This is a genomic window from Pseudovibrio sp. JE062, assembly GCF_000156235.1.
Lineage (GTDB): Bacteria > Pseudomonadota > Alphaproteobacteria > Rhizobiales > Stappiaceae > Pseudovibrio.
Genome location: NZ_DS996805.1, coordinates 866,538 through 881,767, shown reverse-complemented (window position 1 = coordinate 881,767; position 15,230 = coordinate 866,538). Strand labels below are relative to the sequence as shown.

At 54.1% G+C, this 15,230-nt stretch carries 12 protein-coding genes; 9 read left to right on the top strand and 3 right to left on the bottom strand.

Going from position 1 to position 15,230, the window contains the following annotated elements; translation table 11 throughout:
- Positions 1–134: 134 nt before the first annotated feature.
- Positions 135–1,028, bottom strand: a complete 894-nt coding sequence (gcvA, locus tag PJE062_RS03710; RefSeq protein ID WP_050773826.1) for a transcriptional regulator GcvA — start codon at positions 1,026–1,028, stop codon at positions 135–137.
- Between the two features lie 164 nt (positions 1,029–1,192).
- On the opposite strand from gcvA, the gene PJE062_RS03705 reads away from it, so the two are divergent.
- Both PJE062_RS03705 and PJE062_RS03700 read left to right on the top strand, forming a co-directional pair.
- Positions 1,193–2,815 (top strand): BCCT family transporter, encoded by a 1,623-nt coding sequence (locus tag PJE062_RS03705; RefSeq protein ID WP_208982126.1) that lies wholly within the window; start codon positions 1,193–1,195, stop codon positions 2,813–2,815.
- Between the two features lie 73 nt (positions 2,816–2,888).
- Entirely contained in the window at positions 2,889–4,085 is a 1,197-nt protein-coding gene (locus PJE062_RS03700; protein ID WP_008547073.1) for an iron-containing alcohol dehydrogenase, read from the top strand.
- A gap of 87 nt (positions 4,086–4,172) precedes the next feature.
- Here the strand turns inward: PJE062_RS03700 and PJE062_RS03695 are convergent, their stop codons facing one another.
- Both PJE062_RS03695 and PJE062_RS03690 read right to left on the bottom strand, forming a co-directional pair.
- The gene (locus PJE062_RS03695; protein WP_037035880.1) at positions 4,173–6,089 is read right to left on the bottom strand and encodes a DUF5054 domain-containing protein; all 1,917 of its coding nucleotides are present in this window, start codon (positions 6,087–6,089) and stop codon (positions 4,173–4,175) included.
- Positions 6,090–6,117: 28 nt separating this feature from the next.
- Complete coding sequence (locus PJE062_RS03690) at positions 6,118–7,176, bottom strand: LacI family DNA-binding transcriptional regulator (RefSeq protein ID WP_008546259.1); 1,059 nt, start codon at positions 7,174–7,176, stop codon at positions 6,118–6,120.
- A 271-nt stretch (positions 7,177–7,447) separates the two neighbouring features.
- Here PJE062_RS03690 and PJE062_RS03685 point away from each other — a divergent pair, with 271 nt between their 5' ends.
- The 7 genes from PJE062_RS03685 to PJE062_RS03655 all read left to right on the top strand — a co-directional run bounded on the left by PJE062_RS03685 (position 7,448) and on the right by PJE062_RS03655 (position 15,131).
- Positions 7,448–8,806, top strand: coding sequence for an extracellular solute-binding protein (locus PJE062_RS03685; RefSeq protein ID WP_008546836.1), 1,359 nt, complete (start codon positions 7,448–7,450; stop codon positions 8,804–8,806).
- 115 nt (positions 8,807–8,921) lie between these two features.
- Entirely contained in the window at positions 8,922–9,830 is a 909-nt protein-coding gene (locus PJE062_RS03680) for a carbohydrate ABC transporter permease (protein WP_008546241.1), read from the top strand.
- Positions 9,830–10,660 carry a carbohydrate ABC transporter permease gene (locus PJE062_RS03675; protein ID WP_008546842.1) on the top strand — a complete coding sequence of 277 codons (831 nt, stop codon included), beginning with the start codon at positions 9,830–9,832 and terminating at the stop codon, positions 10,658–10,660. Before PJE062_RS03680 ends, PJE062_RS03675 begins: the two co-directional genes overlap by 1 nt.
- A 14-nt stretch (positions 10,661–10,674) precedes the next feature.
- The gene (locus PJE062_RS03670) at positions 10,675–11,775 is read left to right on the top strand and encodes an ABC transporter ATP-binding protein (protein WP_008546919.1); all 1,101 of its coding nucleotides are present in this window, start codon (positions 10,675–10,677) and stop codon (positions 11,773–11,775) included.
- Positions 11,738–13,192, top strand: a complete 1,455-nt coding sequence (locus PJE062_RS03665) for a CehA/McbA family metallohydrolase (protein WP_247643096.1) — start codon at positions 11,738–11,740, stop codon at positions 13,190–13,192. Before PJE062_RS03670 ends, PJE062_RS03665 begins: the two co-directional genes overlap by 38 nt.
- An 11-nt stretch (positions 13,193–13,203) precedes the next feature.
- A complete protein-coding gene (locus PJE062_RS03660) occupies positions 13,204–14,061 on the top strand; it encodes a sugar phosphate isomerase/epimerase (RefSeq protein ID WP_208982125.1) in 858 nt (285 codons plus the stop codon).
- 11 nt (positions 14,062–14,072) lie between these two features.
- Positions 14,073–15,131, top strand: coding sequence for a Gfo/Idh/MocA family protein (locus tag PJE062_RS03655; RefSeq protein WP_008547108.1), 1,059 nt, complete (start codon positions 14,073–14,075; stop codon positions 15,129–15,131).
- Positions 15,132–15,230 lie beyond the last annotated feature (99 nt).

Genomic DNA, 15,230 nt, shown 5'->3' with positions numbered 1-15,230 from the left:
AATTATTTGTAGCTCGACTAATTCTGAACTGATTGCACGGGTCTCTGAAGGGCTGGTGGAAGATGAATTTCCTTCCACCATTCCCGAAAATTGATCTTTGGATTGAAATAGACTGCTACCGGCAAAAAGGCTGCTTAGCCTTCATGTATTTCGTTCAAAATCCAGTTTCTGAAAGCAACCGCATGGGGGTGCTCAAGACTGTTATTGGAGTAAACGAGGTAAAACGCTTCTTCTGTCGGAACCTTTTGTTCCAACGGCGCAACCAACTGTCCGGACTTGATTGCATTTTCCACAAGGCTGGTTCTCCCCAACGCAACGCCTTCTCCCAGAGCCGCCATTTCCAATGCAGTTACAAGGGTATCAAACTGATAGCTCTGGCCCAACTCCAGATCACTATGCTTGGTCTGCTTCAGCCAGTAGCCCCAACCTTCCTGATAGCCGATCACATGCAAAATCGTGTGGCCTGGCAGATCCTTAGGTGAAGTGAGTGGCCCGTTCTCCTCCAGGTAGCACGGGCTGCAGACTGGAAACAGCTCATCCCGTGTCAGCCGATCACACTGCAGGGACGGCCACTTGCCCCGGCCATACCGCACTTCCATATCGCAATCGCCAGAGCTTTCCTTGTTGTCCAGCCAGATGTTGGAGGTGATGCGCAGATTGATCTTAGGATGCAAACGGCGGAACTCCTTCATGCGCGGTGCAAGCCAGCGCATGAAGAACACCATGTTGATCTTCACTGTCAGCAGATTGTTTTGCCCCTGACCGAAGATTTCTTCGGTCGCCGCCTTCAAGCGCTCAACGGACTCATGAACCGCAGGAAGATAAGCAGCCCCGGCGTCTGTCAACTCCAACCCACGTGGCAGACGCTTAAACAATACACACCCCAGCTGACACTCCAGTCCCTTGATCTGGTGACTGATCGCAGCCTGCGTAAGGTTGAGCTCGGTTGAGGCATGCGTGAAGCTCAAATGTCGCGCGGACGCTTCAAATGCCCTGAGCCAATTGAGCGGGGGTAAATTCTTCTTCATTTGGTTCTCCCATTCGTATGGGTAGAATTCCATATTCTACGTAAAACTATTCATAAATATTTTTATATCATTGGGTCTTTTTTTGTTGATTGATAACAATTTAACCCTCCGGCAAAAATTCAAGCTTCAATCAGGACAGCAAAAATAAAGCTTGAGGGGGACAAATGTATAATAACAGCAATACTGGAAGAAGGACGGGGGAGGGCCTGTTTACAGGTGTTAATCCTGTTATGGCCGTCGGGTCTACTGTACTCGTTGTTGCGTTTGTTTTGTTTACTGTAATGGTTCCTGAGACCGCTAGCTCAATTTACAATTCAGCTAAAGGTTTCATCGCAAATAATCTATCATGGTACTATATCGGTCTGGTCAGCTTTTTCCTGTTCCTAGCCTTTGCAATGACCATGAGCCGCTATGGCAACATCCGCTTGGGGAAGGATGACGAGAAGCCGGAATACAGCTTCTTTTCTTGGTTTTCGATGCTTTTTGGAGCAGGCATCGGCATCGGTATCCTGTTCTGGAGTATCGCAGAACCAATTTACCACTTCCAAAGTAATCCGTTCATTGCAGAAGGGCAGGAGAGTTCCGTAGAGGCAGCCCAGATTGCAATGCGTATTAGTATTTTCCACTGGGGATTGCACGGTTGGGCGCTGTTTGCACTCTCTGGTCTGGGTCTCGCTTATTTCCACTATCGCAAGGGCCTGCCGCTGTCCGTTCGTTCAGGGCTCTACCCGATTTTTGGTGATAAGATTTATGGCCCAATCGGTCATGCTGCTGACCTGCTTGCAGTTTTCGGCACTGTCTTCGGTATTGCAACATCTCTTGGTTTGGGAGCCCAGCAGATGAATACCGGCCTGAACTACCTGTTCGGCTTTGAAGTCAGCATCATGAACAATATCATCATCATTGTGATTGTTTCCGTACTGGCAACCATGTCCGTGCTGAGTGGCGTGAACAAGGGTATTAAGATCCTGAGTGAGTTCAACATGCACCTGACAATGGTCATGCTTGTTTTCTTCCTCATCTTTGGCCCAACCGTTTACGTTCTCGGGTCTTTCGCAACCAACCTGGGTGATTACCTGACGAACGCCATTCCGCTTGGCTTCTGGGTGGAAACCGATCCAAATAACAGCTGGCAGGGTGGCTGGACCATCTTCTACTGGGGCTGGTGGATTGCATGGGCACCATTCGTTGGCATCTTCATTGCCCGCATCTCCAGAGGCCGCACCGTAAAAGAGTTCCTGCTCGGCGTTCTTCTGGCACCAACACTGCTCTCCACTTTCTGGATCACAACTTTCGGCAACACCGCAATGTTCCTTGAACTGTTCGGCGTTGGCGGCGTGACAGAGGCAGTGAATGCAGACATGACCTCGGCTCTGTACAAAACAATCGAGCTGTTGGATCTCGGCTCAACGCTCACCATCCTTGGTGCAGCTATGTGTACCGTCCTGTTGGTGACCTACTTCGTCACCTCTGCAGACTCCGCAACACTCGTCATCTGCACCATCCTGTCCATGGGTGATGAGAACCCTGCAAACCGCTACCGCATCTTCTGGGGCCTTTCCATTGGCGCAGTTTCCGCGGTGCTGTTGTTCGCAGGTGGCCTGCGAGCCCTGCAGACAGCCTCGATCGTCGCAGCTCTTCCGTACTCCTTCGTGTTGATCCTCACCACGTGGGGCCTGCTGAAGTCACTGCACCTTGAGGTCTCTGAAATCATCTCCACCGTCGATGATGAAGAGCATTCCTACTCCGCAGACGGCGCAGCCTCCGCTGCAACTCCGGCAGAGTAAGAAGCTCGCCCCCTAAGTCATCTGGGATGTTCCCGGCATCCCAGATGACCACCACAACTAAAGGTTCATTCTAATGACATCTCAGATCATTCTGCCGCGCATCATGCAAGTTGGTGCGGGAGCCAGCCTCCAATTGCCTGCAGTTCTGGCAAAAATCGGCTGCAAAAAGCCTCTCATCGTCACAGACCCAATGATGGTTCAGCTGGGATACTCCGAATCTATTCAGGACAGCCTCAAGGCTGAGGGCATCGAAAGCGATGTTTTTGCTGATACCCTGCCTGAACCAACCGTTGCCTCCATCCTTCCGGGTGTGGAAAAGGCAACAGCTGACAGTTATGACTGCATCGTGGCCCTCGGCGGTGGCAGCCCGATCGACAGTGCAAAGGCAATTTCGATTCTGGCAAAGTTCGGCGGCGAAATGCGGGACTATCGTTTCCCAAGAGACGTCACGGAGCAGGGTCTGCCAGTTATCGCAGTGCCAACCACAGCCGGTACCGGTACAGAAGTGACCCGCTTCACCATCATCACCGATGAAGAGCGCGGCGAGAAGATGCTGTGCGTTGGCATCGGCTTCATGCCTGTTGCAGCGCTGGTGGACTACAAACTCACCATGAGCCTGCCACCACGCATCACCGCAGACACCGGCATCGATGCCATGACCCACGCGTTGGAAGCCTACGTCAGCAAGAAGGCAAATCCATACAGCGACAGTCAGGCTCTGGCAGCGCTCAAGCTGATCGGCCCGAACCTGCGTGAGGTCTACCATAACGGCAAAAACGAAAAGGCCCGTGAGGAAATGATGCTCGGCTCAACATTGGCCGGTGTCGCATTCTCCGCCGCTTCTGTTGCACTCGTTCATGGCATGAGCCGCCCGATTGGCGCGTTCTTCCATGTGCCGCATGGCCTCTCCAACGCCATGCTGCTGCCAGATGTAACTGCATTCTCAATTCCAGCAGCACCTGAACGCTACGCACAAGCGGCTCGTGCTCTTGGTTTCGCTTCTGAGCAGGATGATGATGCCATGGCAAACCGCAAGCTCCTGATCGAGCTGCGCGCACTCAATGATGAGCTCTCCGTTCCAACACCGGAAGAGTTTGGCATTGAACGTCAGGTCTTCATGGATCGTTGTGAGACTATGGCAGAGCAGGCGCTGGCCTCTGGGTCTCCGGGCAACAACCCGATCACCCCAACCATTGCGGAAATGGTCGAAATCTATCAGGGCTTATGGGATGCCCGTGGCTCTGACAGCGAGTCAGTTGCAGCTGAATAAGCTGAAATTCCCGCTCTCCCGAAAGGCCAGCTCACGACCAATGCCGTGAGCTGGCTTTTTTGTTGGATAAATAGGTTAGGGAGTGGGCTAGTCGCCCAGCTCCAGCACAAAACGGGCGCAGAAATCACCTTCCCACCACATCGGGAAGTTGGTGCCCCACTTGTTGTTGTAGATGTTAAACCGCAGACCCTCACCATAAGCCGGTGCCTGATGCTGGAACGGCATAAACGGCAGCTCAGCAGGTGCCACAAGCGGCGTATCCAGCGGTGCAATGCGGATCTCCTGACCGGCATCAGCTTTCGCGCCAAAGATCGCCTGCAGCTGACCACCGCTCATATCCGGCACGTCATGGGCATCCACCCAGAAACCGGTCTTGTTGAACTGCCAGCTCTTGGCGCCATCCGGTGCAAACCGCAGGAAACCAGCCTCCGGCATCCGGTTGGCAATCTTGCCGTAAAGCCGAAGCGTAATCTCCAGCTTGTCGCTTTCCCCATTCAGCACCAGCTGAATGTTATGGATCGCGCCGGGAATGTCAGAGGCCATCACATAAGACAGAATGGCCCGGTCATCTGCAATCGCCAGCCCTTCAAACATCGGGCGATGGCTCTTGGAAACAGCTGTCGCTGCCTTATTCAGCCCCGGCTTGATGTGATCCAGAATGGCCCACTCTTCCTCATGGGTGAGGTAGGCATCCATATGCGCCTTCACATCCGCCGCATTATAGGTCTCATGGGCAAATGAGATCAGATTGTCATCCAGCCCAAACAGCTCTTTGCCATTTGGTGATTTAAGGTGCTTGATCGCGCCGCTGTCCCGGTCAATCTTGATGGACCAACCGCCAAACTCAGCTTCGCTGTCGATCTCAAACGGGCCCACATGCGGCAGCGGACAGCAGATTTCAGAAAGCGCCGCTTTGGCAACAGCCTGATCATCCGCATCAAGAGCTGTAACCGCATCATCACAATAAGCGCGCTGCTCCTGCCAGGAGGCTTCTGCATATTGGAAGCGCGGATCGTTCTCCCGCGCCGCTTCAAAGTCATCCCGGTTCCACGCCTGCTCATCGCGCAAGTATGTTTTGATATCCACTCCGCACGTATGCTCAGCCACCATGGAAAGCTTGCGGCCAAAGGAAAGGCGGGACGGCGTGATTTTATCTTCAGTGAAACGATCATAAACCCGCTGCAAAGCACGATATCGCGCGGACTTTACTGGATCCGTCGCAGAACCATGGATCCAGCTGTCGCCAATCTCCTGCGTCACAATCGGGAAGCTCTCGCGATGTGGCCACAGCACCTCAGCAAACTCATCCAGTGTTGCTGCCTTGATCCGATAATCCGGATACTGCCGCTCCATGGCGCGGTAGACGTTTACGGTCTGGCCGGTGTTCTGCGGGCCAATATTGTCTTCCGTATGCGCAAAGCTCAGGCCATCCGCCACACCCGGAATGAACTGCGTCGCACCATAGGAGTTCTGATAGAGCACCAGAATCTCTTCACCTGTTGGCGCCTGCCAGCGGAACACCTCCGGCAGCTTCGGCGTTGGAGAGGCGGTGTTCACACCAAGATGCAGGAACTTGATGCCCGCTTTCGCCATCAACGGCACGATGCCCAAAGTGTGACCTGGAACATCCGTCATCTTGGCTGCAACAGTCTGCACCCCAAACCGCTCATCCAGCTCTTTGGAATAGGAAAGCCCCGCCTCAAACAGCGCCGGAGACATCAACTCAGAATGCGTGGTGAACGGCAGGCCATGCCAGCGGATCAGGCCCTTATCAATAGCAGCTTCCAGTCGTTTGACGTCGTCTGCACCAGCCTCATTCAGATAGTCCCAGATCAACCATGCACCGGTGGTCCAGCGAAACTTGGGATCGTGCGGATTTTCAAAGTAGAAATGCTCTGCCGTATCAAGTGCCTGTGGCAGGAAGTACTTGTGATAGCGCTGGCGAACCTTCTCTGCATGATCAGTGAAACCGATATCCAGATGGGTTTTGAAAATCAGGTGAATAGTATTGGGGACATATTTCTTTGCTTATTTATGAGCCCACAGTACCGCGCACAATCAGGCGGGTCTGCAGTGTCTCGATCATGGCAGGGGCATTGGGGTCTTTCAGGCGCCGCAAAATCAGGCGCACAAGCGCACGCACACGGTCTTCCAGATCAATCTTCACGGTGGTGAGGTTGTAGCTCAGCCATCCGGACTGAGCGATGTCATCGAAGCCGACCACTTTCACATCTTCCGGCACCCGCAGGCCCAGCTTGAAGCGAAGTGCATCAATCACCCCGAAGGCGCCAACGTCGTTGGCTGAAAAGATGCCGTCAACACCTTCACCAACCTGAAACAGATCAAGCGTGGAGGCGAGGGCGCTCTCATAGGTATAATCGCCTTGCAGCACCAGCGGTTCAGGCAGGCCGCGCTCGTTCATCACGCATTTGAAGGCGCGCTCACGCTCTGTGTTTGCAAGCGAGGTTGTCGTGCCGCCCAGATAGGCAAATCGTTTGCAGCCATAGGCTTGCATCAAAGCAACCGCCTGATCGATCCCGTTTTTCTGATCCACGATCAACCGATCAAACACAGAAGTGGACTTCGGCTGGTTCGGCAGGCTGCCGTCTTCAGAATAGCTCACATAGATCGGTACCGCACGGCCAAGAGAATGGGCAAGGGTGTCCGGTGTCACGTTCTCCGCAAAGGCGATGATGCTGTCCAGATTGAAGCCCTTCATATAGGTCAGCAACCGCTCATCCATGCTCTGATCAGTACGGGTCTTGAAGAGCAGTGTCGCAAACCCTTCTGCCTGAAGGGCAGTGGTCAGCGCATCAATCTCCTGTGATTCCCAGGGGCTGCACACATCCGGCACGATCACGCCCACCAGATGCGAGCGCCGTGTCACCAGAGCGCGGGCCGCCATGTCCGGCGTGTAGCCCACATCCTTCGCGATTTTGAGAATCAGTTCGCGCTTTTCCTTTTTCAAAGAGGCATGCGGATTGAAGGCGCGTGAAACAGCGACTCGCGAAACGCCGGCAAGCTTGGCAACTGTATCTGCCGTAGCGCGTTCCGGGCGTTTGACCTCTTGGATGCTTGATTGATCAGACACTCAAAATTACTCGATAAGTGAAAACGTGTTCACTATTAATGCCGTATCTAACCCTAGGATGTCAATCGAACAATCTTTATGCACGACGAAAATATGACAGTTTTGTGCCGTTTATATAATATATCTGCTCTCAGGCATTTTCAGAATCCTCTTGATTTTTTCAATAGTATTGACGGATAGTGAAAACGTGTTCATTCTAATTTCACTGATCGATTTCTCGTGATTAGTGACAAGGCACACCAACACAGGATGCCCTGGGGGGATTTTTTAGATGAGTAAATTGCGTAGTTATGCATTGGGTCTTGCAGCTGCCACAGCGCTTGCTGGGCCAGCGATGGCAACCGACGTAACCATCACTTGCCGTTGTGTGGAAGGCGGCGTGAACAGTGCAGCCGCTGTCTGGCTGAAAACAAGCGTCATTCCTGGCTTCGAAAAGATGATGAAAGCCACCGGCAAGGACGTAACAGTGAACTTCAAGGAGTTCGCAGGCAAAGATGAGCAGCTGACCCAGCAGCTCGCATTGGACTTCTCAACCGGGGCAGGTGCAGACGTTTCCTCGTTTGATGGCTTCCTCATTCCAAACTTCGTGGACGCAGGTCTTCTGAAGCCACTGGAAGATGTTGCAGGCGCAGAAGTGAACACTTGGGAAGGGTGGTCCCACATTTCTGAGGGCTCCAAGGAGCTGATGTCCTACGGCGGTAAAGCCTACGGCATCGCACTGGGCACCGACAGCCGCATGATCTTCGTGCGCAAAGACATCTTCGCGCAGGCCGGTCTTGATGCAGATACATGGCAGCCAACGTCATGGGAAGACGTTCTGGATGCCGCGCGTACCATCAAAAAGGCGATGCCAAAGTCCGCGCCACTTCAGCTGAATGCTGGTGTGTCCATGGGTGAAGCAACCACCATGCAGGGCTACTGGATGGCAATCCTCGGCACCGGCGAAGGCATGCTGGATGAGAGCGGCAAGTGGATCGTGTCTTCACAAGGCATTCTGGATACGCTGAACCTGTACAAGACCATTTATGTTGACGAAAAGCTTGGCGACAAACGCGCGCAGCTGCTCGGCGATGGCCGCAACCGCACCTTTGCGAACTTCCGTGATGGCAAAACAGCCATGTTGGTGGAAGGCGACTGGTTCTATCGCTCAGTCACCAAGCCGGGCGCAGAGTTTGAGGTCAAAGACCGTGACGTCAATATGACATGGAAGAAGATGCCAGCTCAGGAACCGGGCAAAGGCTTCCGCGGTCAGGACTTCGTGACCATGTCTGGTGGTACTGGTTTTGTGATCAATCCAAACACCAAAGCTCCTAAAGAGTCCTGGGCACTTCTGTCCTACATGAACTCCAAAGAGCAGCTGGATGCCTTCCAGGCGATCAACCCACGCGTTCGTATCCGTGATGATGTCTGGATTCCAAACTCTGACTTCCTGACAGAGACCTCACAGACACTTCTGCCTCTGACCACAGCGCGTCCAAACAACGCTCACTACAACAAAGTCTCTGTTGCAGTTCAGCGTATGACCGAAGCGGTTGTTTCTGGTGAACAGACACCTGAAGAAGCAATGGCACAGTACAAGTCTGACGTGACCGCCATCGTTGGCGAAGAAAACACAGTCAGCAAGCTGTAATCAGCCGAAAAAAGGACAACAGAGCATCCATCGCTCTGTTGTATCCGGGAGGGCGCGCTCCTGCGCCCTCTGATCTTCCAATAAGAAGAATGTTTCCCTCCCGGGAAGGTGTAATTTGAAGAACTTCTCATTGTTGTCTGCGCGCGCGGGAGCGCTGTTTTTCTCCCCTGCAGCAGCCCTTGTCGGAGCGTTTGTGATTGTCCCGTTTTTCTGGGTCATCTTTGTCTCCTTCACCAACAGAACTCTGCTCGGAAAAACGGCTCTCAATCCTGAATTCGTCGGGTTTGATAACTACATAGCCCTGTTCAACATGAGCACGTTCTTCACCCGTGGTCAGTTCGGCTTCTCTCTCATCCTGACCATCCAGTTCGTGCTGCTCTCCGCTCTTGTCGGTCAGGCACTGCTCGGCATGGTGCTCGCATGGCTGCTCCAGTCCACGCCTAAATATGTGAAGGTCTTCTCAGAATCTGCCGTTATCGTTGCATGGATCCTGCCCGAAGTGGTCATCGGCTTTGCATGGTTCGCCTTCCTTGATTATGACAATGGCACGCTCAATATGCTGGTCACGTCGCTGGGGCTGGAACCCGGAGACTGGCTGCTGGAAAATCCGTTCTGGGTGATCGTCTTCTTCAACACCTGGCGCGGTGCAGCGTTCTCCATGATGCTGTTCAACTCCGCGTTCTCCTCCATTCCGCCAAGCTATTTCCAGGCCGCAGACGTTGCAGGCGCAACCTCCTTCCAGAAGTTCAAGGACATCGCGCTGCCGCTGATCAAAGGCCATGTGGTCACTGATCTGATCCTTATCACTATGTGGACCTTCAACGTGTTCACGCCGTTCCTGCTCACCAACGGTGGCCCGTCCTACCGCACAGAGCTGCTCTCCATCTACACCTACCGCGTGGCCTTCAAGGACTTCGAGTTCGGGAAAGGCGCTGCTGTGGGCGTGGTGATCATGCTGATCAATCTGGCCTTCGCGCTTGTTTATCTGCGCATCGCCAAGCAGAAGAACAAAGGAACAGCATAATGACACTCTCATTCCATCAAATGCTGTCCCGCATCAGCTTCTCTGTTCTCACCGCCATCATCGGCATCGCATTTGCCTTGCCACTGCTGTGGTTCCTGTTCGCACCATTCAATGCGCGTGCAGAGCTTGGTCTTGAGATCCCGGCGGTCTTCACGCTGCAGAATTTCTACACGGTGTTTGAAAACAAGTTCGCCATGCGCGGACTGCTGAACTCTTTCATTCAGAGTGTGGGCGGCGTGGTTCTTGTCGGCATCTCCGCAACACTGGCCGCGTACGCGCTGTCTCGTTCTGACGTGCCGGGCAAAAAGAGCATCACCTACATCCTGCTGCTGTTCTCCTCCGTGGTGTCCGGCAGTGCGGCCATGGTGCCGATCTTCCTGATCATCTCCAGCCTCGGCCTGATCGATACCCACATCGCCGTCATTCTGGTGTTTGCTGGTGGTCTGCTGCCAACCGCCATGTTCATCCTGCGCGATTTCATCGATGGTATCCCGAAATCCTACGAGGAAAGCGCCATGGTCGCCGGAGCCTCCTCCATGCAGGCCTTCCGTGATGTGGCCTTGCCAGTCATCCGTCCGGGCATCGTGGTTGTGGTGGTCTGGGCCTTTGTGAACATCTGGGGCAGCTTCCTGATCCCGTTCATCCTGCTGCGCTCTGACGAGCTGATGCCAGCCTCTGTGGCCATCTACTCCTTCTACTCAGAAGCAGGCACCCCAATCGTCACGCTGCTTGCAGCTTATGCACTGATCTACTCGTTCCCGGTCATCTCTCTCTATCTGTTCGTAAACTGGAAGTTCGGTTTCCGGTTCTTTGGCGGCATCAAGGCATAATCGAAAGAATAAAAATGGCTTCTATTTCATTCCAAAACGTCACCAAATCTTTCGGCGACTTCAATGCTGTCTCAAACGCGACTTTTGAGATCAACGATGGCGAGTTCATCTGCCTGCTCGGCCCATCCGGTTGCGGCAAAACCACCAGCCTGCGCATGATCGCCGGTCTGGAAACCCCAACCTCAGGCCGCATCTACATTGGCGACAGAGACGTCACAGCCTTGCATCCACGTGATCGTAAGATCTCCATGGTGTTTCAGGACTACGCCCTTTATCCGCACATGAACATCTCCGACAACATCTCGTACCCACTCAAGGTGCGCGGTGAGAACGAGGCAACACGTGGTGAGCGCGCACAGGAAGTGGCTGATGTGCTGAAAATCGGCCATTTGCTGGACCGCCTGCCAGCCCAAATCTCCGGTGGTCAGCAGCAGCGTACCTCTCTGGCGCGCGCACTGGTCAACCCAAGCCAGGTCTACCTGTTTGACGAGCCACTCTCCAACCTGGATGCCAAACTGCGTCTGGAGGCCCGCGGCTTCCTACATCACCTGCAGCACAGCATGGGCATGACCTCCGTCTACGTGACTCACGATCAGGCTGAAGCCATGGCGCTGGCAACCCGTGTGGCCGTGATGGATCAAGGTCGCATCGTGCAGTTTGCCACCCCGATGGAGATTTACCGCAAACCAGCAACCACCTTCGTGGCAAACTTCGTCGGCAACCCGCCCATGAACCTGCTGCCAGTGGAAGCAATGGTTTCTGACAATGTGCTCAAAGTCCGCGCAGACGGGCTGGAAGTCGCGGATATCCCGATGCAGCGCTCCTTCGCAGAAGCCGTCGCAGCCAACCCGAAAATTACCATGGGTGTGCGTCCAGAACACCTGCGCGCAACCGCAGAAGCGGAAAACGTGGTGCGCGGCAAACTGTTTGCCAACGAGAACATGGGTGCTGAAAAGCTCGTCACCATCGAACGCCCAGATGCGGCCCGCTTCACCGCGCGCATCTTCACCGATGACGACATCATTCTGACCGAAGACGTGGCGCTTGGCTTCTTAAGCAAGCACATCACCCTGTTTGATGCAGACGGAAACAGACTGGCGCTTGATGATGAGTGAAACGCTGGACCACCTCAAGCTCCACAAGCACATCATGAAGGCGGATCAGGCAGCTGATCCGTACTTCTATCTGGAATTTGAGGTGCCCGAAGGCACGACACGCTTTGAAGTGTCACTGGAATATCCCAAGGCTGAAGATTGCATCATTGATCTTGGATGCCTTGACCCTGACATTACGCCGTTTCCGGCAAGCTCAGGGTTTCGTGGCTGGAGCGGGGGCGCCCGCGACAGCTTCTTTATTGCGCTGGATGACGCCACACCAGGTTATGTGCATGGCAAGATAGAGCCGGGCACCTGGCAAATCATCTTGGGCCTCTACAAACTGCCGGAAACCGGCGCGGATGTAGACCTCACCATTTCCTTTGATCAGACACCCAGAAAGATTGCACCACAGCCCGTCACGCCAAATCCGGTGCGACAAGGGGCAGGGTGGTACAAGGGAGATCTGCACTGCCATACATTCCATTCCGATGCACGCGGCGGACCTGAGCTGCTCCATGCAGCCGCAAAACAGGCGGGATTGGATTTTCTGGCAGTTGCAGATCACAACACCACCACCCAGCGCAGATACTTCCATCCGCACTCCTCTGAGGATCTGGTGTTCGTGCGCGGCATGGAAGTCACCACCGCTGTTGGCCACGCCAATGTGTTCGGCATGGATGACTGGCTCGACTTCCGCATGACCCAGCCAGACCACGCTCATATCGTTGCCAAAGCGGCCCATGATCGTGGTGGTCTGTTCTCCATCAATCATGACAAACCGCCTATCGACTGGACCTATGAGCTGCCGGAAACCGACTGCATGGAAGTCTGGCAATCTGCATGGCTCATGTACAACTGGGTCTCTCTGGCCCGCTACCAAAAACGCCTGAGCGATGGCCACCACATCTCGCTGATTGGTGGCAGTGACTTCCATCAACCAGACAGGCTACTGCCGGAAGGCCCGCTGGTGCTGGCCCGCCCAACGACAGTGCTCTGGCTGGAAGAACTCAGCGAACAAGCCGTTCTGGATGCCATGAAAGCTGGCCTTGGTTACGTGACAGAAGGACCAGATGGCCCGCATCTGTCTCTCACCTCCGGCTTAGCCCGTATGGGTGAGGAAGTTTTGGCAGACACAGCAAGCTTCTCCGTTCATGTGGAAGGCGCTAACGGTGATCTGCTGCGTTGGATAGATGCAAGCGGGTGCCGTCAGGAAGTGCCAATTTCTGGCGACACAGTGCAGCTCTCCTTCAATGAGCCGGTAACTGGTTTCCTGCGCGCGGAGATCGTCGCGAGGGCGAACTATCAGGATTTACTCGACGAATTTCTGGGAGCCTTCAAAGGCAAGAAACTTCCTCTGGGATTGTCTGAGGAAGAGATACGGGAACAGCCCATCATCCGGGCTCTTTCCAATCCAATATATATAAAAACCGAATAGGACTGCACGGCATGTTGATTGGGAATGCACCGTGTTCATGGGGAATTTGCTACCCGACTGGCAACGCATACACGCCAGATGAATATTTAGATCAGGTCGCAAGCGCAGGTTACCGAGGGACCGAGCTCGGGCCATTGGGATACTTGCCCAAGGACGCAGACCAGCTGAAGGCCATGCTGGCAAAGCGTAATCTGACCCTGATCGGTGCCACCCACGTGCATACGTTCTCTAAAAAAGAGACCAGCGATAAGTTCCATGCAGATATGAAGGCACAGGGCGAGCTTCTGGCATCACTGGGCGCCAAGCACCTTGTGGTGATGGACGAAAGCAACGTCTATCCATCCGGCCAACTGGGCATGATCACACTTGATGCGCGTCAGCAGATGTATGCAGACCTCGCTAAGGCTCATTCGATGCTGGCAGAAACCTACGGCATCGCGCTGAGTTTCCACCCACATATTGGCACATGCATTGAGCTGGAAGCGCAGATCGACGACCTGCTCAAAAACACGCCGCTCAACCTGTGTCTCGACACCGGCCACCACGCGTTCTGGGATCAGGATCCTCTGGCTTACATGCAGCGTGTCTGGGATCGTATCGACTACATGCACCTGAAGAACGTGGACCCAAACGTGTGCGCCCGCGTTCTTTCCGGCGAAATCAGCGTTCAGGAGTCTCTGGCCGCAGGTGCCATGTGCCCGCTTGCAGAAGGGGCCGTTGAAATTGCGGCGGTCATGGATTTCCTACGGGCAAAGGATTTCCGGGGACCAGTGGTTGTCGAACAGGACGTTGCAGAGGATGCAACCGAAACACCGCTGGAACTCGCTCGCCGCAATTACTCCTACATCGCTGCAATGAGCCAAGCCTAAGGAAAACAACAATGTCACTGTCCGTTGGAATTATCGGGCTGGGCGAAGTCGCTCAGCTGATGCACCTGCCGTTGTTGGCTGACGATCAACGCTTCACCATTGCTGCCATCAGCGATGTTTCTCAGGAGCTGATGGAGTATGTGGGCCAGCGCTACAACGTCGAGAAACGCTACCCAGCCGCTTCTGATCTGATCGCCGATCCATCACTGGATGCGGTATTCATCCTGACGCCTGATCATCTGCATGCTGACCTGCTGACTGAAGCCATGAAAGCTGGCAAGCACGTTTTCATAGAAAAGCCGGTCTGCCTCAACAAACATCAGATCCCGGCTTTGCTGGAAGAGCAGAAGCAGTGCAGCAGCGTTGTGTTTGTCGGCTACATGCGTCGTTACTCCCGCAGCTTCTTGGCGCTGAAAGAGCGCATGCCAGATCTGGAAAACATCCGTCATGTTCGCATCCGCGACATCATCCGCGAAGCGCCATACTTCACTCGCCAGACGCGACCAGTGGTCCGAGGCAAGGACGTGCCGCAAGAGGTGATTGCGGACGGCCAGACACGGACCTCAGCCATGCTTCGCGAAATAATGGGAGAGGCGGCCACGAAAGATCAGCTCCGCGCCTATCAGGTGCTCACAGGCCTGTCCTCCCACAGCTTCTCCGCCATGCGTGAGTTGCTCGGCCTGCCAAAGTCCGTCAGCTACGCCAAGCAGCACGGCGGCGAGACCGTCATGGTCCTGTTTGACTACGGTCACTTCACAGCAATGTACGAAGCGATCATTTCCGACATTGCTGAATTTGATGCAGGTATCGAAGTGCTCACCCAGAACGAGCGGTACCACGCCACCTACGACACACCGTACATCCGTAACCTGCCGACACAACTCAGTATCACCCGCTCAACAGATGAGCAGACCACCACAGAGGTGATAGGCCCATCCTATGAGGATCCATTCCGGATTGAGCTGGATGCTTTCTACAACGCAGTCACCGACGGAGCGTCTTACAAAACAACGCTAACCGACGCAGCAAACGACTTGAACCTTTTTGCCGAGGTTGGGCGAAAATTCTAACATGTAGATTGAATATATAATTCACTATATCAATGAGTTACATGGCATTCCTGATTCAATTTATCAGGAATGTCGGCTCTTATCCGGGGCAATGCGTTC

Coding starts and splice junctions, on each gene's coding strand:
- gcvA (WP_050773826.1), bottom strand. CDS start 1,028: ATGAAGAAGAATTTACCCCCGCTCAATTGGCTCAGGGCATTTGAAGCG.
- PJE062_RS03705 (WP_208982126.1), top strand. CDS start 1,193: ATGTATAATAACAGCAATACTGGAAGAAGGACGGGGGAGGGCCTGTTT.
- PJE062_RS03700 (WP_008547073.1), top strand. CDS start 2,889: ATGACATCTCAGATCATTCTGCCGCGCATCATGCAAGTTGGTGCGGGA.
- PJE062_RS03685 (WP_008546836.1), top strand. CDS start 7,448: ATGAGTAAATTGCGTAGTTATGCATTGGGTCTTGCAGCTGCCACAGCG.
- PJE062_RS03675 (WP_008546842.1), top strand. CDS start 9,830: ATGACACTCTCATTCCATCAAATGCTGTCCCGCATCAGCTTCTCTGTT.
- PJE062_RS03670 (WP_008546919.1), top strand. CDS start 10,675: ATGGCTTCTATTTCATTCCAAAACGTCACCAAATCTTTCGGCGACTTC.
- PJE062_RS03665 (WP_247643096.1), top strand. CDS start 11,738: ATGCAGACGGAAACAGACTGGCGCTTGATGATGAGTGAAACGCTGGAC.
- PJE062_RS03660 (WP_208982125.1), top strand. CDS start 13,204: ATGTTGATTGGGAATGCACCGTGTTCATGGGGAATTTGCTACCCGACT.
- PJE062_RS03655 (WP_008547108.1), top strand. CDS start 14,073: ATGTCACTGTCCGTTGGAATTATCGGGCTGGGCGAAGTCGCTCAGCTG.